The 19,351-nt window shown below is 42.3% G+C and carries 16 protein-coding genes; 13 read left to right on the top strand and 3 right to left on the bottom strand.

The annotated features are described in order from the left end of the window. Nucleotides 1-17 precede the first annotated feature (17 nt). The 7 genes from QWZ08_RS11395 to QWZ08_RS11365 all read left to right on the top strand — a co-directional run bounded on the left by QWZ08_RS11395 (nt 18) and on the right by QWZ08_RS11365 (nt 9,209). Complete coding sequence (locus QWZ08_RS11395; RefSeq protein WP_290337536.1) at nt 18-425, top strand: PPC domain-containing DNA-binding protein; 408 nt, start codon at nt 18-20, stop codon at nt 423-425. Between the two features lie 295 nt (nt 426-720). Beyond that, nucleotides 721-2,184: an ATP-binding response regulator gene (locus QWZ08_RS11390; protein ID WP_290337535.1), complete on the top strand. Its 1,464-nt coding sequence runs from the start codon at nt 721-723 to the stop codon at nt 2,182-2,184. Nucleotides 2,185-2,214: 30 nt separating this feature from the next. Further along, nucleotides 2,215-5,823 (top strand): response regulator, encoded by a 3,609-nt coding sequence (locus QWZ08_RS11385; protein ID WP_290337534.1) that lies wholly within the window; start codon nt 2,215-2,217, stop codon nt 5,821-5,823. Nucleotides 5,824-5,836: 13 nt separating this feature from the next. Beyond that, on the top strand, nt 5,837-6,217 hold the full coding sequence (locus QWZ08_RS11380; RefSeq protein WP_290337533.1) for a response regulator: 381 nt from the start codon (nt 5,837-5,839) through the stop codon (nt 6,215-6,217). Beyond that, nucleotides 6,214-7,026 carry a CheR family methyltransferase gene (locus QWZ08_RS11375; RefSeq protein ID WP_290337532.1) on the top strand — a complete coding sequence of 271 codons (813 nt, stop codon included), beginning with the start codon at nt 6,214-6,216 and terminating at the stop codon, nt 7,024-7,026. The genes QWZ08_RS11380 and QWZ08_RS11375 overlap by 4 nt, the downstream gene beginning before the upstream one ends. Then, nucleotides 7,008-7,595, top strand: a complete 588-nt coding sequence (locus QWZ08_RS11370) for a chemotaxis protein CheB (RefSeq protein WP_290337531.1) — start codon at nt 7,008-7,010, stop codon at nt 7,593-7,595. Before QWZ08_RS11375 ends, QWZ08_RS11370 begins: the two co-directional genes overlap by 19 nt. A 126-nt stretch (nt 7,596-7,721) precedes the next feature. Beyond that, a complete protein-coding gene (locus QWZ08_RS11365) occupies nt 7,722-9,209 on the top strand; it encodes a phage tail sheath family protein (protein ID WP_290337530.1) in 1,488 nt (495 codons plus the stop codon). A 29-nt stretch (nt 9,210-9,238) separates the two neighbouring features. Here QWZ08_RS11365 and QWZ08_RS11360 read toward each other — a convergent pair whose 3' ends face one another. Continuing rightward, nucleotides 9,239-9,712: a pyrophosphohydrolase domain-containing protein gene (locus tag QWZ08_RS11360; protein ID WP_290337529.1), complete on the bottom strand. Its 474-nt coding sequence runs from the start codon at nt 9,710-9,712 to the stop codon at nt 9,239-9,241. Nucleotides 9,713-9,943: 231 nt separating this feature from the next. On the opposite strand from QWZ08_RS11360, the gene QWZ08_RS11355 reads away from it, so the two are divergent. The 4 genes from QWZ08_RS11355 (at nt 9,944) to QWZ08_RS11340 (ending at nt 13,628) form a co-directional block, all read left to right on the top strand. Beyond that, on the top strand, nt 9,944-10,984 hold the full coding sequence (locus tag QWZ08_RS11355; protein ID WP_290337528.1) for a zinc-dependent alcohol dehydrogenase family protein: 1,041 nt from the start codon (nt 9,944-9,946) through the stop codon (nt 10,982-10,984). A 237-nt stretch (nt 10,985-11,221) separates the two neighbouring features. Next, nucleotides 11,222-12,064, top strand: a complete 843-nt coding sequence (ypfJ, locus tag QWZ08_RS11350) for a KPN_02809 family neutral zinc metallopeptidase (protein ID WP_290337527.1) — start codon at nt 11,222-11,224, stop codon at nt 12,062-12,064. Nucleotides 12,065-12,183: 119 nt separating this feature from the next. Further along, a complete protein-coding gene (locus QWZ08_RS11345; protein WP_290337526.1) occupies nt 12,184-12,372 on the top strand; it encodes a CsbD family protein in 189 nt (62 codons plus the stop codon). Between the two features lie 254 nt (nt 12,373-12,626). After that, the gene (locus QWZ08_RS11340) at nt 12,627-13,628 is read left to right on the top strand and encodes a glycoside hydrolase family 43 protein (RefSeq protein WP_290337525.1); all 1,002 of its coding nucleotides are present in this window, start codon (nt 12,627-12,629) and stop codon (nt 13,626-13,628) included. Nucleotides 13,629-13,692: 64 nt separating this feature from the next. On the opposite strand, the gene QWZ08_RS11335 is transcribed toward QWZ08_RS11340, so the two are convergent. Beyond that, complete coding sequence (locus QWZ08_RS11335) at nt 13,693-14,667, bottom strand: bile acid:sodium symporter family protein (RefSeq protein WP_290337524.1); 975 nt, start codon at nt 14,665-14,667, stop codon at nt 13,693-13,695. Between the two features lie 299 nt (nt 14,668-14,966). Between QWZ08_RS11335 and QWZ08_RS11330 the strand changes: the two genes are divergently transcribed. After that, on the top strand, nt 14,967-15,356 hold the full coding sequence (locus QWZ08_RS11330) for a DoxX family membrane protein (RefSeq protein WP_290337523.1): 390 nt from the start codon (nt 14,967-14,969) through the stop codon (nt 15,354-15,356). 213 nt (nt 15,357-15,569) lie between these two features. On the opposite strand, the gene QWZ08_RS11325 is transcribed toward QWZ08_RS11330, so the two are convergent. Then, nucleotides 15,570-17,048, bottom strand: coding sequence for a glycoside hydrolase family protein (locus QWZ08_RS11325; protein ID WP_290337522.1), 1,479 nt, complete (start codon nt 17,046-17,048; stop codon nt 15,570-15,572). Between the two features lie 98 nt (nt 17,049-17,146). Here QWZ08_RS11325 and QWZ08_RS11320 point away from each other — a divergent pair, with 98 nt between their 5' ends. Beyond that, nucleotides 17,147-19,342, top strand: a complete 2,196-nt coding sequence (locus QWZ08_RS11320) for an HAD-IIB family hydrolase (RefSeq protein ID WP_290337521.1) — start codon at nt 17,147-17,149, stop codon at nt 19,340-19,342. The last annotated feature ends 9 nt before the right edge of the window (nt 19,343-19,351 follow it).

The raw sequence follows: 19,351 nt of genomic DNA, 5'->3' as shown, positions 1-19,351 counted from the left end.
CATAAAATTCATTGCTAATGAAAGATATTACGGCTCATGTATTCGGGCTTAAACCCCGTGAAGACCTGAAAAAACGTATTCAGCCAATAGCAAATGAAGAGCAGATACAGGCAGGATGGATTGGCACCTGTGTGGGCAGTCTAACTCAATACCATATTCGTTTCGCCAATGCATCTGCGATAACTTCGGGCAATGGCTATTTTGAAATTGTGGGCCTTACCGGAACCGTTTGCTGTAACGGATCGCACCTGCAAATGGCTGTAAGCGATGAAAACCGAACTACAATTGGTGGCCATTTAAGTGATGGCTGTATTATTTATACCAATGCAGAAACTGTTGTTTTAAGCAGCAGTGCATTTGTTTTTACAAGGGAGAAAGATCATATAACCCCGTGGGCAGAATTGCATGTTAATTATATTAAATGATGATCTAATCAAAAGCTGGGGAATTTTTTCCCTGTTTCAACATTTAATAAACGCAGGTATTTAATTACTGAAATTATTTTTTTGTGGAACCCAGTAATTTCTCTTAAAAAAATCCAGCGCCTGTTTGAATATCAGGGTAACCAAATACAAGTAATAACCTGTATTTAAATAGACAGGAAAGGCCAGGGTGTTTGCAGGCACCATTATTGATACCAGTTGAAATTTGCCAATCTCTTTAAATGAGATACTGACCACAAGCGGGTACAAATTAAAAGCACAAATTAGAAAACCCAATATGATTCTTATTGTTGATGACAGGCCGGAAAATATATTTGCGCTGAAATCCATCCTTGAACTGCATTCCTTTCCTGTAGATACGGCATTGAGCGGTGAAGAAGCGTTGAGAAAGTCGCTCAAAAATCATTATTCATTGATTATACTGGATGTGCAAATGCCGGGCATGGATGGCTTTGAAGTGGCTGATTTTTTGGCTGGTAATAAAAACACAATGGATATTCCGCTGATATTTTTATCTGCAGTAAATACAGAGAAAAAATTTATCACCAAAGGATATTCTTCTGGCGCTATTGATTATATCACCAAACCGATCGATCAGGATATACTGTTGCTGAAGGTAAAAACATTCCACCGTTTGTATGAGCAAAACAGGGAATTAACACTTGCAAAACAGCAACTGCAGTCAGAAATAGAAGTACGTAAGAAAGCGCAGCAGCAGGCACAGGAAAAAGCCAATGAACTCAATAGTATCCTTGCTTCCATCCCGCAGGTAGCGTTTACGGCGACAGCCGATGGTAACATTGATTTTGTGAATGAGCACTGGTATAACTATTCGTCATCTGTTGATACTTTTCCGGAGGTTCATTCGGATGATCCCTGCATTATCGCAGAATGGCGCAAAATTCTTCAATCAAAACAACCGAAGCAGCTTGAAATACGCATGGCTAAGCTGCAATCCAAAGAATACAAATATCACCTGCTGAGCGTTGTGCCTGTTATAGAAAATGGTATGATTGTTAAGTGGGTAGGCACATTCACAGATATAGAAGAACAAAAGCAGGCGCTTAAAACAAAGGATGATTTTTTATCAATGGCCAGCCATGAATTAAAAACACCGTTGACGAGTATCAAAGGTTATGTGCAGTTATTGGAGAGTATGCAGCACGACGAAAGCACAACCACATTTTTGAAACGTACGATCACCCAGGTACATAAACTGGAAGGGCTGATCAACGACTTGCTGGATATTTCAAAAATTGATAATGGGGAACTTAAATTTGAACTGGCGCCAGTTGATTTTGAGAAATTACTTCTTTCGACACTGGAGATGCTACGGCACATACATCCAGAGATAAAAATCATTCATAAAGGAAACGCTGCCGCAACAATCATGGCAAATGATATCCGGCTGGAGCAGGTCATTATCAATTTTATAAGTAATGCGATAAAGTACTCGCCGCAAAGCAAATATATCGAGGTAACAACAGAGCTTACCCCGGCCAATCATTTATACTTTGCTGTAAAGGATTGGGGAATTGGGATTTCACCAGAAAATCAAAAAAATATTTTCAGTAAATTTTACCGGGTTTCTGAAGCAGCGACCTGTGCGCAGGGTTTGGGTATTGGGCTTTACATTTGTGCCGAAATATTAAAAAGGCACGGGGCTGATTTTGGTGTGATAAGTGAACCTGGTGACGGAGCTCTTTTTTACTTCAATGTGCCCGCCATCAATAAAGTATAATTATTCATTTTTTTTAAACGGTATTATAGTATGCAACTTTCGTTGAAGCGAAATCTTATGATTGGTTTTGGTATTTCATTATTGATACTTATTGGTAGTTCTGTGGCCTCTTACATAAGCATCACCAACCTGCTTAAAAGCGCTGACATGGTTAATCATACCAACACCGTAGTTGCAAAACTGGAGCAGACCATATCTGTAATGAAAGATGCGGAAACGGGACAGCGGGGTTTTTTACTCACTGGCAAAGATGAATTCCTGCAGCCTTACAGCGGCTCTTATGAAAAGGTACTGGAATTGATAAAGGATATTAAAGGCCTTACTGCTGACAATGCTGCCCAGCAGGAAAAAATTAGTGTGCTGGACCAGGTAATTAAAAAGCGGTTCTACAGATTGCAGGCGCTCATTGATGAAAAAAAAGCAAACAAACCGTTAGCGTTAGACGATTTGCAAGCTGGTAGATTTTTTATGGACAGTGTAAGAGGAATGATAAAAAATATGACTACTGAAGAGAATAAGTTGCTAAAGTCTAGAACAGAGAATCTTGTTAAATTTTCTTCCAACACTCCAGTAATGATTACGGTCGCCGCAATGCTGGCGATTATCATCACTATCCTTTTTTATTTAAAAACAAACAAGGATATCACCATCCGGACTAAACTGCAGGATGAGCTGGTTAAAAAAGATGCAGCTATCAGCCACCGGATTAATATGATACAGCGTGTGTCGGAAAAAATATCGGGCGGGGATTATAGCATACGGGTAAATGATGTGGAGGTAGACGAGCTGGGAAATCTTTCGGGCGCATTAAATAAAATGGCTGCATCACTTGAAAGATCTTTTAATGAACTGGCGGATAAAGAATGGTTACAGACTGGTATCGCATCGTTAAATGAGGCTGTTATTGGAGACGACAACATGCAGAGTATTGCACAGAAAATAATGGCATGCATAGCCGAATATACCAACAGCCAGGTAGGTGCATTCTATATCCGTGAAAGCGAGCAGCAGCTTAGTCTTGAAAATAGTTATGCATTGCAGGAAAACGCTGCAAAACAAAAAATTAAAACAGGAGAAGGATTGGCAGGCCAATGTGCTTTATCTAAAAAGCAGTTGATGGTAACCAATATCGCTGACGACAATTTTCATATTTCTTTTGCCGCGGCAAAAGTGAAGCCGGTTTGCCTGGTTGTATTTCCTGCACTGTTTGAAAACAATGTCAATGCCGTAATTGAATTGGGAGCACTGCATACCTACACAAGTAGAGAACTCGATTTTTTTAAACAGATAAGCGGGAATATTGGCATTGCAATTAACACCGTGCAAAACCGCCAGCGCCTGCAGGAGTTGCTGGAAGAGACACAATCACAGTCAGAAGAACTGATGTCTCAGCAGTCGGAACTGGAACAGATTAACAGCGAACTGGAACTGCAAACGCAGCAGCTGCAGACTTCAGAAGAAGAACTGAAAGTTCAATCGGAAGAACTGATTGAAACCAATACCTTACTTGAAGAAAGATCAGCCGCACTGGAACAACGCAACCAGCTGATTATGCAAAAGAATGCAGAGATTGAAAAGAAAGCTGCTGACCTTGCCCTGTCTACAAAATACAAATCAGAATTCCTGGCCAACATGTCGCACGAGTTGCGTACACCATTGAATTCGATTTTATTATTATCCAGGCTGATGTCTGAAAACAATGAACAAAATCTTACTGCAGACCAGGTGCAATACGCTCATGTAATTGAAAGTTCCGGAAAAGGCTTGTTGCAGCTGATAGACGAAATACTGGATTTGTCCAAAATAGAATCGGGCAAAATGACCATTGAATACCTGCCTGTAAAAATAAACGAGGTAACCGATGGTTTAAATGCCTTGTTTTCACCACTTGCAAAAGAGCATCAGCTGGAGTGGGAAATTAAAGTAGGTGCCGAAGTACCGGCCATCATTGAAACTGATAAAATGCGGCTGGAGCAGGTATTAAAAAATCTGCTGTCCAATGCATTTAAATTTACTTCCAAAGGTGCTGTTCATTTGAATGTAAGTATGGATACGCACCGGCCGGGTTTTATCTGCTTTGTTGTAAAAGATACGGGCATCGGCATCAGCCCGGAAAAACAGGAACTTATTTTTGAAGCCTTTCAGCAGGAAGATGGTTCTACCCGCCGAAAGTATGGTGGAACAGGACTGGGCCTATCTATCAGCAGGGAACTTTCCAGGTTGCTGGGTGGCGAAATCACCGTCAGCAGTACACCCGGATCAGGCAGCGAATTTGTTTGCTGTATACCTGTGGAAAAGGGCAAAAATTTTACAGATATCATAAACGCAGAACAACCCGTGGCAACCCGCCCGGAGATTCAACCATTTGCGTCGGAGAAAAAAAAATCGGCAGATGACAGATACAACACCAATGTTATTCCCGAAGAAATTCCTGATGACAGAAACAATATTACATCGTCGGATAAGGTTATTCTGATTATTGAAGATGACGTAACATTTGCGGAGGCTTTGCTGGGTTATGCAAGAAAAAAAGGGTATAAAGGACTGGTGGCGGTAAGGGGAGACGTTGGAATAGCAATGGCGGAGCAATATCTGCCGTCCGGTATATTACTGGACATCCAGTTACCGGTAAAAAATGGCTGGGAAGTGATGGACACATTAAAACATAACATACACACCCGCCATATCCCGGTGCACATTATGTCTTCTTACGAAGTAAGAAAAGAAAGCCTGCTCAAAGGAGCCGTTAATTTTATCAATAAGCCGGTGGCATTTGAACAACTGAATACCATATTTGAAAAAATTGAATTTATTTTAAGTAAAAAGGAAAACAAAGTATTAATTATTGAAGAAAACAACAAGCATGCGAAAGCACTGGCATATTATCTGGGTACTTACAATGTTAACACCACAATCAACCAATCGGTAAATGAAAGTATTGTTTCGCTTCATAAAAAAGAAGTGGATTGCGTGATCCTTGACATGAGCATTACAGATAATAACACAGATGCCCTGCTGGAGAAGATCAGGGAAAATGACGGGTTGGAGGATTTGCCGATTATATTGTTTACGGGAAAAAGCCTTTCGCAGCCGGAAGAGTTTAAAATAAAAAAATACGCGGATGCCATTGTGCTGAAAACAGCCAATTCCTACCAGCGCATACTGGATGAGGTAACGCTGTTTCTTCATCAGGTGCAGGAACAGCAAAACAAACCGGCAACCGCCAATTTTGAGCGATCTGTGCTGAAAGAAAATGTACTGAAAGGAAAAAAAGTATTGCTGGCCGACGATGATGTGCGCAATATTTATTCTATGACGAAGGCGCTGGAAAAATACCAGATGAATGTGATACCAGCCATGGATGGTAAAGAAGCATTGCACTTGTCAAAAATAAACGAAGTGGATGTAATACTGATGGACATGATGATGCCGGAAATGGATGGTTATGATAGTATCAGGGCCATTCGGAAAAACCCGGTATATAAAAATACACCCATTATTGCGGTTACTGCCAAAGCCATGGGTGGCGACCGTGAAAAATGTATAGCGGCAGGCGCTTCCGATTATATATCTAAACCGGTAGATACAGATCAGCTGGTATCCCTGCTACGGATATGGTTATACGAAAAAGGGTATTGATATAATATAGATTATGGAGGAACAAAAAATATTGATTGTTGATGATGATGATCGCAACATTTTTGCATTAAAAGCTGTTTTAACGTCAAGACGGTTTCGTTGCGTTGTTGCTTCCGGTGGCTTGCAGGCATTGCAGCTGCTAAAACAGGATTTGGAAGTTACAATTGCGTTGATAGATATGATGATGCCCGATATGGATGGTTATGAACTGATAGGAATAGTAAAAAAAATTCCTTCCTTAAATCATGTACGGCTGATAGCTGTTACAGCCCAGGCGATGGCGGGAGACAAGGAAAAATGCCTGGCTGCAGGGGCGGATGATTATATAGTGAAACCTGTGGATGTTGATTTGCTGCTGGAAATTTTAAATGGTCAGGTAAAACAACAACCATGATTGCAACCGGGCAACTGGAGGAATTGCTGGAGAATATACTGAGCCGGTATGGATATGATTTTACCGGGTATTCCAGGGCATCTTTAAAGCGCAGAATTGATGGCTTTTACGTCAAAGGCCGCTTTACTTCCTTTGCAGATATGCAGCGCAGGCTAATGGATAGCACTGCTTATTTTATGTACTTTGTTGAGGAGGTAACGGTGAATGTAACCGAGATGTTCAGGGACCCGGCTTTTTATCAAACCCTGCGGGAAAAGATATTACCGGTGCTTGCTACCTATCCTTTTATCCGCATCTGGCATGCAGGGTGTTCAACCGGGGAAGAAGTATATTCGATGGCCATTCTGTTAAAAGAAGCCAACCTGTTGCATAAGTCAATTTTATATGCCACTGACCTTAACCAGGCGGTGATTGAAAAAGCAAAGACCGGAATTTATCCAATCAACACTATGCAGCAGAACTCTGTAAATTATATCAGGAGTGGCGGAAAGGAAGATTTTTCGGGATACTATCATGCAAATTATAATCTTGCAAAGTTTGACGAAGGACTGGCGGAGAAAATGATTTTCTCTACACACAATTTGGTGAGCGATTCTTCCTTCAATCTGTTTCAGTTGATTTTATGCCGAAACGTATTGATCTATTTTGAGCGGGATCTGCAGAAGAGGGTACTGGAATTGTTTGATCAAAGCCTGGATTCACTGGGCTTTTTGGCAATGGGCAGTAAGGAATCGCTGCGTTTTTCTTCTATTGCCAGTCACTATCAGCAAATTGAAAATAAAGAAAAGATATGGCGGAAAAGCAGGTAATTAAAACAAGGCGGCTTATTATCATAGGGGGCTCTTCGGGCAGCCTGGAAGCCTTGCTGAAACTATTGCCTAAACTGCATAAAAAATTTGCCATCCCCATTATTGTCGTATTGCACAGGAGCGGCCAGGCTGATAACGGCCTTACAGAATTGCTGGCGGCAAAAACGTACCTGCAGTTAAAGGAAGCCGATGAAAAAGATCTGCTCCAGCCCGGCTGGATTTACCTGGCACCGCCCGATTATCATTTATTACTGGAAGAGGATGGTTCGGTTTCACTCGATGCCTCCCAAAAAGTAAACTATTCCCGGCCAAGTATCGACGTAAGTTTTATCAGTGCCGCACCGGTTTATAAAGAGAGGCTGACTGGCGTGTTGTTATCCGGCGCCAATGCGGACGGCGCTCTCGGAATGCAGGCTATCAGTCAGTGTGGTGGCAGAAACATCGTGCAGGATCCTGAAGAGGCAGCTGTAAGCTATATGCCTGAACAGGCCATTCTGCTATGCAAAACCGCAGACGTACTAAATGTAGCTAAAATAGCCGCATTGCTGAACAGCATTGCAATGGATTAATACCCGTATTCAACGTGCGCTACGCATTTATTGCAAGGATCGCCAGCAAATAAATATTATATTTATAACGGTCATTCTTTTAAGATGGCTTCGCAAAATTTCCTTTCTTTTTTTAATTGAATTATTATGGCACCCGTTAATGTAACACCCGGCGCTTATATTCAGGAGCAAAACGATTTTCCCAAATCAGTGGTGGCTGTTGAAACTGCTGTGCCCGTATTCATCGGTTATACTGAAAAAGCGGTTCGTGATGGCAAATCATTAAAAGGAAAACCGGTGCGCATTGACTCTATTCAGGAGTACATGGAATTTTTCGGTGAAGGTTATCCGCACCAATTTAAGTTGGCGTCCGGCTCGTTAACACCTTTTAATGCATCCCTGATCATAGATCCAATTCAGCAATTTTATTTTTATAACAGTATCCGTCTTTTTTATCAAAATGGCGGCAACATATGCTATATCATGAGCATCGGAACATATGGCGGTGAAGATGAGGGACCGGCAATGAACGAAATTAAATCAGCCGATTTTTCAGATGATGTATTTGCTGTTCTTGTAAATGAACCTGAACCTTCAATTGTTGTTTTGCCTGATATTATTTCCGCATGTAAGCATGATCCTGCGGGCTGTTACGAAGTGTATGACAGGCTATTAAAACACTGTCATGATACGCAAAGCCGGTTTGCTATACTGGACGTCAATTATGATGACCCGCAAACAGATGTGAATAATTTCAGGGAACACATCGGAACTGATTATCTGGGTTACGGAGCTGCTTATTATCCCTGGCTGAATACGTTAGTAGCAGCCGCCGGTGAAATAACGCTGGCCAATTTGGATTGTCCGCTGGATCAGTTAAAAACACAATTGCCGGAGCCTGCAGCAGGGAATGTTTTTGCTCATTGGAATGCAGTTACTTATACTGATACTGCGGAGCAAAAACAAAGTAAGCTTTTACTGCTGCATAAAAATTTGCTCGCCGCCAGCCCGGTGTATGTTCAGATAATAAATGAAATAAAAATAAGGTTAAACCTCTTGCCACCCTCTGCTGTAATGGCCGGTGTGTATACAATGGTGGATCAGTCCCGTGGAGTCTGGAAAGCACCCGCCAATATCTCGCTGTCTAGTGTAACAAGCCCCTCTGTCAACCTTTCTCACGAGCAACAGGAGACCTTGAACGTTGACGCGGTTACAGGTAAATCAGTCAATGCTATCCGTCCATTTCCGGGCATTGGAACACTGGTATGGGGAGCAAGAACCCTCGATGGCAATAGCCAGGACTGGAGATACATCAACGTTCGGAGAACGATGATCATGATTGAACAATCGTTGAAGCTTGCTTTGAAAGTGTATGTTTTTGAACCGAATGAACCGGCAACCTGGCTAACCATAAAAAGCATGATGGAAAATTTCCTGATTAACTTATGGAAGCAGGGTGCACTTTCCGGGGCAAAGCCGGAGCAAGCATTTTCAGTGATGGCTGGATTAGGAACAACGATGACGCCCACCGATATTCTGGAGGGTATTTTACGCGTTACAGTATTGGTCGCCATTGTGCGTCCGGCAGAATTTATTGAAATCACATTCCAGCAGCAACAGCAGTCTGCCTCCTGACGGAACGGTTACTTTTCTTAAGGCGACTTTTATTTGCTGTTCAAAATACTTCCAAGGTTAGCCGGGGAGTAGTTAACTGACTTCAATGTTTTATGATCATTTTCCCGAAACACCAGGTATAAAGATGCTTCTTCTTTCCAGTACGCTTCACTTTGTTCTTTTGTTTTGTAATGGGCAATGGTTTGATGCGCTTCTTCCAGCGAAGTGCATGCCTTGCTCATGTTGGAACGGTGTACTTCATCAAATAGGGCTTTGAATTTGTCTCCCAATCCAAATTCCAGGATGGCGCCTGCAAGCACATATTGTATATCGCATAAAGCATCCGCAACTTCCACCAGGTCATTATCCTGAATGGCCTGCTGCAGTTCTTTCATTTCTTCCAGCAGCAGGGATACGCGTAAATCGCATCGTTGTTTGGATGGTATGGCCGGAGCGTTTACTACCGGGTGTTTGAATGTGCGGTGAAATTCGGCTACCTGGTTTAATGGAGCTGCTTCGTTCATGAGTGTTGTATTTTAATGAAAATTATCCGGCTGAAATTACTTTATTTTTTGTTTCAGCAAATGATTTTATTGGATTGCCTTTATGTTGAGGATGATAATATTGTCTTATACTTTGATAAGTTTAATGTACACAAAAAGCAGGATGAACTTATTTTTTAGCCTGAATGAATTACAGTAATGCCAGTTGTTTTCACATCAGTAGAATAAGTTACATTTAAATAAAATTACTGCATGAAAGCGGCTTACTATGAGTCTTTTAAAGGGCCTGTTGCAATCGTTCAACTTCCGGATCCTTCACCGGCTGCTAATGAAGTAATCATTCGTGTAAAAGCAAGCGGACTTTGCCGCAGCGACTGGCATGGCTGGCAGGGGCATGACTCAGACATTCATCTGCCACATGTGCCCGGTCACGAGCTCGCAGGTATCATCGTTGCCACCGGCAGCGCCATCCGCAACTGGAAAACAGGCGACCGCGTTACAGTACCTTTCTGCGTTGGCTGTGGTACCTGCGTTCAATGCAGTAACGGGCAACAACAAATATGTGATCATTACTACCAGCCCGGCTTCACAGGTTGGGGATCATTTGCTGAATTCGTGCGCATACCTTTTGCCGATGATAACCTGGTTCGTTTGCCTGACGCAATGGATTTTGTAACTGCCGCTGTATTGGGTTGCCGTTTTATAACTGCATGGCGCGGCGTAACGACACAAGGTGCTTTAAAAGCAGGCGATTTTATTGCCATTCACGGCTGTGGCGGTGTAGGACTTTCCGCCATTATGATTGCCGCTACGGTGGGAGCCGTTCCCATCGCAGTTGATATAGATGATACCAAACTTGCATTTGCAAAAAGTATAGGCGCCGCCTTTGCAATCAATGCAAGGGAAACTGTGTCAGTACCTGATGAAATTTTAGCATTCACCAAAGGCGGCGCCCATGTTTCTGCAGATGCCCTGGGCAGCAGGCAAACATGCGGCAATTCGATACGTTGCCTTCGCAAACAGGACAAACATATCCAGCTGGGATTAATGGCCGGCTCCGAAGCAAATCCTCCGATACCAATGGGTGAAGTAATAGCCAGAGAGCTGCAGCTGATCGGCAGTCATGGTATGCAGGCGCACCAGTATCCGGGCATGCTGGAATGGATCAGCTCGGGGAAAATGCAACCTGAAAAATTATTAGGTAAGATCATTACACTGGAAGAAAGTTGTCTTGAACTAACTGATTTAAACAGCTTTAGGAATACCGGTGTTACCGTGATACAATTTGATTGATTGTATTTTTATTATTGCATCTTTCTGCTACTTTACTTTTGGCATTTGTATCTGCCAGTCCTTGCCTTTTTGCCCGGGCAACATGTTGTCTTGCCCGCTGTATCAACCTCACTGAACTATATTTTATGGACTTTAAAATTCTACGTTCCTGCCGCTGCAATAATCTGGTACGCAATATGTATATCCTCGATCTGGAATAGAGTATTAAATTGATCCTTCACTTTTAAATATTTATGTATGCAATGGCTCGGAAGAAGAGGCAGTACCAATGTTGAAGATCGCCGCGGTTTATCCGGTGGTGGAATTGCTGCCGGTGGCGGTATTATTGGTGTAATAATTTATGTGCTGTACACCCTGTTGGGCGGCGAAGCAGATCCTTCGCAAATGCCCATTTCACCAGGTGTGCAGCAGGCGCCCATGTCAACCGAAGAAAAAAAGGCGGATGACCAAAGAGCGGATTTTGTGAAAGTGGTATTGGCAGATACCGAAGACGTGTGGAATAAAATATTTGCTGACAATGGTAAAAAATATACAGAACCCACCCTGGTATTATACAGGGATGCCGTGGCGTCGGCCTGTGGTAATACGAGTTCTGCATCGGGTCCATTCTATTGTCCTGAAGACAGCAAGTTATATATCGATCTCTCTTTTTACCAGGAGATGCAGGACAAGCTGCATGCTCCCGGGGATTTTGCTATGGCATATGTTGTGGCGCATGAAGTAGGGCATCATATACAGAAGTTAAATGGCGTTACACAAAAGATCGCAAGGATCCGGCAGCAGGCTTCAGAAGCAGAAGCCAATAAATATTCGGTGATGCTGGAATTACAGGCCGATTTTTATGCCGGTGTATGGGCGCATTACGATCAGAAAATGAAAAACGTACTGGATGCGGGTGATATTGATGAAGCATTAAATGCCGCCAATGCAATTGGTGATGACCGGCTGCAAAAGCAGGCAACCGGCACGGTAGTTCCGGATGCTTTTACCCATGGAACTTCGCAGCAAAGAATGTATTGGTTTAAGAAGGGGTACGACACAGGCGATATCAGCCAGGGCGATACTTTTAAGGAAAACTGATACCGTAATTTTCGATACTGCGAAAAAAAATCCCCAGCCAGTGTTATTGCCTGGTCAAAATTAAGTTACCTGAATTTTTTTATCAAATCTCTTTAAATAAACAATCTAAATTTTAATGTATGGATAAGATGGAATTAAAAGGCAAATGGAATGAGTGGAAAGGTAAACTCAAACAACAGTACGCCGAATTATCAGATGATGATTTGCAGTACGAAGAAGGAAAGGATGACGAATTTTGGGGAAGGGTTCAACAGAAAACCGGTAAGGCGAAAGATGACCTTATCAAATGGTTGAGAGATCTTGGATAACACAATTGAAAGTTTCCCGAAACAACAATTAACAAAAAGGAGAGTAGCAATGCTCTCTTTTTTTATTGCCTGCATACATGTTACCTCTTGTTGTTGCATGTTATAAAAATGGAGCATGCGCCGTCCCATTCAGTAAAGTAAATTGCTGCGTCAAAAACATAGATAAAAAGCAGATCATTTTTTTTCGAAATAATGTTGCCCTTAATTTCCCTATTTTTAAAAGCTTGTAGATACTGCTTGTGTTTAATTATTGTATGAAAAAAATCTCATTATTTATAGTTTGTTGCCTCTTCATTTCTTCCAGGATCAGGGCGCAAAACAGTCCCACGCCTGCAATTAGAAAAAATGTGCCAATGGATTCCATTGTGTTAAGCGATCCCTTTATACTGGCAGATGCCAAAGCGAAGTTGTACTACATGACAGGAACAGGTGGCCTGTTATGGAAAAGTAAGAATCTGCATTTCTGGGACGGACCTTACACGGTAGTAAAAACAGATTCCACTTCCTGGATGGGACGTCATCCGATGATATGGGCTGCTGAACTTCATCCTTATAAAAACAAGTATTATTATTTTGCCACTTTTACAAACAGAGCGGTAAAAATAGATACGGTAAAGGGAAATATAATAGAACGCCGTGCATCCCATATATTGGTAAGTGATCAGCCGGACGGACCCTATGTGCCTATGAAAGACTCCATTTATTTGCCGGCCAATAAACCAACACTGGATGGAACTTTTTGGATTGACACCGATGGAAAACCTTATATGGTGTATTGCTACGAATGGCTGCAGAACCTGAACGGTACAATTGAAAAAATAGAACTGAAGCCAGATTTAAGTGGAAGCATTGGTGAAGGAAAAGTTCTATTCCGTGCAAGTGATGCGCCCTGGAGCCGGGAAAAAGATGAGCAGGGTAATGATCGTCCCAATAAGGTAACCGATGGTCCGTATCTGTTTCGCACGGCAACCGGCCGGCTGGGAATGATATGGACCAGCTGGATTTATGATGTATATACTCAGGGCGTTGCTTATTCATCAAGCGGCACATTGGACGGTGCCTGGGCGCAGGAAAAAGATCCGGTTACGCCACCCAATTATGGTCACGGTATGTTGTTCCGTTCACTCGATGGCAAGTTGTTAATGTCTTTACACAGCCATAAAAAAATCGGCGATCGTACTGTACGGGTACCGCATTTATTTGAAGTGGATTTATCAGGTGATAAATTAATTGTAGGCAAGCCTTTCATTCCTTAATCACAAAGCAGGCTCTGCAATGTAACCGTTAATAAAGCTCAATAACCGCGAAAAGAAAAACGTATTAAATATTGCTGTCTGCCCTGCTCATCCTTCCTGCTATGATACTTACAATAAACAACTGCACTGCATGAAACAACATCAGAGGAAGCAATATCAACCCTAGATTGGCTGAACTGGCAAACAAAACTTTGGTCATAACAGAACCATGCACGAGTGATTTTTTTGAACCACAAAAAGTAGCTGTGATACGATCCTGCCGGCTAAAATGCAGACCGTTTGAAACGATCGTTATAATGCCATACACAAGAAAAAATAAAACAGTCACCATCACCAATAGCAATGCCAAAGCATACATGGAAAAATTTTTAAAGGCGCCTGTATAAAACGATTCACTGAACGAACAATATACAATCAGCAATATCACCGACTGGTCAAATAACTTCAATCGTTTTTTGTGCTGTGCCGCCCATGCGCCCAATCTTTTATGCAGCAGTAAACCTGCCACAACAGGCAGCAACACCTGTAGCAATAATTTTCCAATCACATGGCCAAGCCCCACATCACCTGTTTGATGATTGATAAAAAAGCTCATCCAGATGGGTGTAACAAATATGCCCAGTAAACTTGAAATACTGGCATTGAAAATAGCTGCGGGAATATTGCCGCCTGCAATTGATACCATCACCACCGAAGAGGAAACCGTGGAAGGCAATGCAGCAAGAAAGAAAAAAGGTACCCATACCTGTGCTAAAAATGCCGTAGCAAATAACGGCTTGCAAAGAAGAATGACTAATGGGAAAAGTATAAACGTAGCAATATGAATCACCAGGTGCAGGCGGGTATTCACCAGGCCCGCTCTTAACTTTTCAGGCCCCAGTTGAAGGCCGTAAAATAAAAAGATCACGGATACCCCGATATCGGCAATCGTATCCAGGTGAAAATGACTTTCTTTGGTACCGGGGTAAGGCAAAACATAAGCGATCGATACAACCGTAAATAATGCTATTATAAAATTGTCAACCAGTTTACCCTTCATACATACTGTTCAAATGAACGCTCTTGAAAATGCAAATAAAAGTGCAAGATAATTTAAGTGTCTTGATTTGCATGGTCAACGCAAAAATGCCCCTGTGACCGATTTGCAAGCAGGACTGAACGCACCCAAAGTGTATGCTGCACCTGCAGTTGTTTTAACTCGTTTTACTACTTCAATCAACACTCATAGTTTTAATTAAAGAACTGAATCTTAAAAAAAATATTTTCCAGGCCAACTGCAAGAATTATATTGCTTACTGATGCACGCCAAATAAATATGGATATCAATAATATACTATTATGAAAATTGCAACAACGATTTTACGCATCCTGCTGGGGTTTATTTACCTGGTTTTCGGACTGGATTATTTCCTGCACTTTATCCCTTATCAACCCATGCATACGGGCAGGGTAGAGGCTTTTAAAGAAGGGCTAAAAGGTGTAGGATATTTTTACCCGATGATTAAGTCTATACAGATAGCGGGCGGCATTTCTTTGCTCATTAACCGCTACGCCGCATTTTCAGCAGTGGCGCTTTTTCCCATCAGTTTAAATGTATTGTTGTTTCACACCATTCTTGTGCCATCCGGATGGCTGATGGGTGTTTTTTTGATAGTACCCAACGTGTTTTTAGGATTTGCCTACTGGAAATATTATAAGCCCATGTTTGTAAAAAAGCCGGTCGTTTGAAGTATCCGATATCATGTTAAAAATAAAACCGGCAATCCTGTTCCGATAGTTCTTTGCCTCTGCATCTTTAGCATGCCTGCCCTATTTGTTATTATTACCCAGTGCATCAACATATGTTATGTTAACCATACGGTGAAGATTCATTCCTGGATAGTGAACCATTGACAATTCACCATTAACAATTCACCACTCACCACTGACCACTCACCAGTTTCAGTCTGTAAGCTTTTGTGTTTCTTCCTGGCTGGCGTATTCACCTTCGGTTTTGGGCAATGTTTTTACTGTTGACCTCTGCAGACAAATAAAGGACGAAGCCGAGTACAAGCCGATCAGATTACCAGAGAATGTATAGTCCATTAACGTAAGTTTTACGACCCCATCGATCGACAATTCGATATAATTGCCATAGCGGATGAGGGCGAAATGGAAGGACTTCTTTTCATTGGTTTTAAAAACGCCCGACTGTATATCGTGAAAAATAAAATTTTCTCTTGTATTCAGCGGATTGAATCCCCACGTACGTATTTTAACCAGGCCGTTCGTCATATCAAACGAAATGAAATAACCGTTGCCATCGGCATCAATATCACTCACAAGACCAAACTTACCCATACCTTCTACGGTCAATATGCCTTCCCAGATAAAATTTTCAACCGGCTTTTCAAAGCAGAAGATTTCATACCCGCTGCGGGCACCACAAAACCATTTTTCCGCTTCAATAATGCAGGTGGCGGTGAGGTTACCCAGTATTTTTTTAACCGTTGTAAAGTCAGGCTGAGCAATTGTTTGTTGTACCATTTGTTGCCAGCGGTAATAACTTTTTAACAGCAGCCGCCCCTCTGCATCCGTGCCTAATTCCTTGGGTGGGGGCAACACCCGCAATGCATTGATCTTGCCATAGGCGTAAAAGAAATTGAATACCAGTAAATGCGTTCCATCCTGCACTGTACGGGCAGCATAGTTTCCCTGGGGCAGTATTACATCGGCGTTAAAAGAATGGTACTCTCCAAAAAAATCCGTGGCAAACCAGTAGCGCACTTTTATATCTTCACGGATAGATCCCAGTAAATAAAATCGTCCGTTCAATTCAAAAACACAGGGGCATTCTATATCATCATACATCATGGGGTATAATAATGGCGGCATCAGTTCAAAAACATCGTTCGTAATTTTTACCATCCCTACACAACCTCTTCTTGACACAGGCCCGGCAATGGTCCGCGTTGCAACCAGCAGGTAAACTTCTCCTTTATATTTAAACCGGAAAGGATCACGGAAACTTAGCCATGTGCGGGGATTGGTCTTACTGGTTTCATAAAAAATGCCTTTGGGTTCAATGGGGAAAATGCTTTTACGATTCTTTGTCCAGTTGATAAGGTCATTGGATTCTGCAAAGCCAATTCTTGAAACTACCCCACGGTCTTTTCGTTGCAGGCCTGTATAATACATCTCAAATGTATCATTCACTTCCACTACGTGCATGGTCCACAACATATCGTCATCCCATTCACCGGGATGTCCCACAAACAAGGCGTTGTTTACCCTTCTCCAGGATATACCATCTGTTGATACCGCATGGGCAATATAATCGTGGTTGGGGATAATGAGGTGAAATAAATGATATATCCCTTTATGAAGTATCACCGTAATATCCCCAATTTCCCAATCACTAAAACCTGAGCCTGAATACATAACCCTTTTTTACGTTTAAAAAAAATGTAAAAATCCTCCTTTGGACTGATTTTGGTGAGTAGGAACAATTGTTAAGCCAATGTTAACCGCCTATAATTATGAAAGAATATTATATACAGTTATACAGCCCTCACGGGCTCATCCGTTTCAACGATCCGGAGATCGGTAGAGATAAAGATACAGGTGGCCAGGTGAAATATGTGCTCGAAATGCTTGAGCATCTTTCGCTTCATCCGCAGGTACGAAAGGTAGATTTATTCACCCGCAAAATCATTGATAAGCGGGTGTCTTCCTCCTATGAAAAAGAGGTGGAGGTGGTGAATGAAAAAGCCCGTATCATCAGAATGGCCTGTGGTGGCAACATGTACAGGCCAAAGGAAACGCTGTGGGATTACCTGGATGAATTTATTGATAAAACAATCCGTTTTATTGATGAAGAAGCAGACTTTCCTGATATCGTACATGGGCACTATGCGGATGGTAATTACCTCGCCGGGCAAATAAGCGAAATATTCGGTATCCCCTTTTTGGCAACCGGTCATTCACTGGGGCGCAACAAAAAAAATATCCTGTTGCAGGAAGGTATGACGGAAGAAAAAATTGAGGAAAAGTTTAACATGGCGAAGCGAATTGCTGTGGAGGAGAACCTGCTTAAAGCAGCGGATGTTATGGTAGTAAGTACACAGCATATCATCGATACGCAATATGCTTTATACGATAATGTGAATGCCGCGAAATTTAAGGTAATTGCCCCGGGAGTGAATGATGAATTGTTCTATCCATTTTACCGGCTGGACATGCCTTCATTTAAAATGTCGATGGAACAGGAGCAGGCTCTGTACCGCATCAATTCTGATATTGAACGATTTTTATTTAATCCTGCCAAGCCTTTGATATTGTCTATCGGCCGTGCAGACAAGCGCAAAAATTTCGAAGCCATTATACAATCCTATGGCCAGGATAAGGAGTTGCAGGCAATGGCGAACCTGGCCATTTTTGCCGGTGTACGAAAAGATATTTCGCAGATGCCGGATGATGAAAGAGATATACTGACCAACCTGTTATTGTTGCTGGATAAGTACGACCTGTACGGCAAAATGGCCATTCCAAAAAAGAATGATCCCAAGCTGGAAGTACCCGAAATATACCGGGTGGCTGCCCGCAAAAAGGGCGTATTTGTGAACGCAACACCTGGCGAAAATTTCGGACTTACCATCGTGGAAGCCGCCGCTTGCGGTTTGCCCATTATCGCTTCGCCCACCGGCGGCCCGAAAGAAATACTGGAACAATGTGATAATGGTTTGCTGGTAGATGTGGAAGACCCGAAGGCCATCGCCGAGGCACTCAAAAAAATTATTTCTGATAGCCAGGTATGGGAAAAATATTCTACGAACGGCATTGCCGGTGCCAACCAATTGTATTCATGGACATCTTATGCCAACAAATACATCGAACTCATCAATGAACTTTTTCAAAGGAAAAGTTTGGAAGAAGGCAGCCTGCCCCACACAACGGCCTATGGAAAAAAGCTGGCGAATGCGGAATTGTTCATCATTTCTGACCTGGATGGAACATTGGTTGAAGGCAATGATTCACGGGGGCTGAAAGAATTTACACAATGGATTGCCGACAATAAAGGAAAGGTAGTATTCGGCATCGCCAGTGGAAGAAACAGGTATATCACAGAACAGGCCTTTGCGCAATACGATTTGCCAAAACCCGATATATTGATCTGCTCAGCCGGCTCGGAAATTTTTTATACCGATAAATTCATTCCCGACAAGGGTTGGGAAAGCCATATCAATTACCAATGGAAAAGAAAAGAACTGCAAGCGGCGCTGGAAAAATTCCCCGGTATTTATTTGCAGGAAGAAGCGGCGCAATGGCGGTTTAAATTAAGCTATTATGTAGACGCTCATTTTGACGAAGATGCCATGGCCGACTTGTATAAATTTTTAGATGATCATAAGCTGCGTGCAAGGGTATTGCTAACGGATAATAAATACCTCGACCTGCTGCCATTTCGTGCCAGTAAAGGCAGCGCCGTACGCTACCTGAGTTACAAATGGAAAATGCCGCTGGAACATTTTATAACCGCCGGTAACAGCGGTAACGATAAAGACATGCTGAAGGGCAAAGCCAAAGGCATTGTAGTATCCAATTACAGTGCAGAGATGGAAGACCTTAAAAAATACCATTCCATTTATTTTACAAAAAATCCAATGGGCACAGGCGTGCTCGAGGGCATTCATCATCACATTGCCAAAGAGCAATTGCTGGGGAGTAAAAACTAATCAGCCTTG

The organism is Ferruginibacter paludis, assembly GCF_030409685.1.
Taxonomy (GTDB): Bacteria; Bacteroidota; Bacteroidia; order Chitinophagales; family Chitinophagaceae; genus Ferruginibacter; species Ferruginibacter paludis.
Note: the sequence above shows the minus strand (reverse complement) of the source record. Positions and strands in the feature narration are given on the sequence as shown.

Excerpts from the sequence above, each read along its gene's own strand:
- QWZ08_RS11340 (WP_290337525.1), top strand. The coding sequence starts at position 12,627 with ATGAAAAAAATCTCATTATTTATAGTTTGTTGCCTCTTCATTTCTTCC.
- QWZ08_RS11345 (WP_290337526.1), top strand. The coding sequence starts at position 12,184 with ATGGATAAGATGGAATTAAAAGGCAAATGGAATGAGTGGAAAGGTAAA.
- QWZ08_RS11370 (WP_290337531.1), top strand. The coding sequence starts at position 7,008 with ATGGCGGAAAAGCAGGTAATTAAAACAAGGCGGCTTATTATCATAGGG.
- ypfJ (WP_290337527.1), top strand. The coding sequence starts at position 11,222 with ATGCAATGGCTCGGAAGAAGAGGCAGTACCAATGTTGAAGATCGCCGC.
- QWZ08_RS11390 (WP_290337535.1), top strand. The coding sequence starts at position 721 with ATGATTCTTATTGTTGATGACAGGCCGGAAAATATATTTGCGCTGAAA.
- QWZ08_RS11325 (WP_290337522.1), bottom strand. The coding sequence starts at position 17,048 with ATGTATTCAGGCTCAGGTTTTAGTGATTGGGAAATTGGGGATATTACG.
- QWZ08_RS11320 (WP_290337521.1), top strand. The coding sequence starts at position 17,147 with ATGAAAGAATATTATATACAGTTATACAGCCCTCACGGGCTCATCCGT.
- QWZ08_RS11375 (WP_290337532.1), top strand. The coding sequence starts at position 6,214 with ATGATTGCAACCGGGCAACTGGAGGAATTGCTGGAGAATATACTGAGC.
- QWZ08_RS11355 (WP_290337528.1), top strand. The coding sequence starts at position 9,944 with ATGAAAGCGGCTTACTATGAGTCTTTTAAAGGGCCTGTTGCAATCGTT.
- QWZ08_RS11380 (WP_290337533.1), top strand. The coding sequence starts at position 5,837 with ATGGAGGAACAAAAAATATTGATTGTTGATGATGATGATCGCAACATT.
- QWZ08_RS11335 (WP_290337524.1), bottom strand. The coding sequence starts at position 14,667 with ATGAAGGGTAAACTGGTTGACAATTTTATAATAGCATTATTTACGGTT.
- QWZ08_RS11360 (WP_290337529.1), bottom strand. The coding sequence starts at position 9,712 with ATGAACGAAGCAGCTCCATTAAACCAGGTAGCCGAATTTCACCGCACA.
- QWZ08_RS11395 (WP_290337536.1), top strand. The coding sequence starts at position 18 with ATGAAAGATATTACGGCTCATGTATTCGGGCTTAAACCCCGTGAAGAC.
- QWZ08_RS11365 (WP_290337530.1), top strand. The coding sequence starts at position 7,722 with ATGGCACCCGTTAATGTAACACCCGGCGCTTATATTCAGGAGCAAAAC.
- QWZ08_RS11385 (WP_290337534.1), top strand. The coding sequence starts at position 2,215 with ATGCAACTTTCGTTGAAGCGAAATCTTATGATTGGTTTTGGTATTTCA.
- QWZ08_RS11330 (WP_290337523.1), top strand. The coding sequence starts at position 14,967 with ATGAAAATTGCAACAACGATTTTACGCATCCTGCTGGGGTTTATTTAC.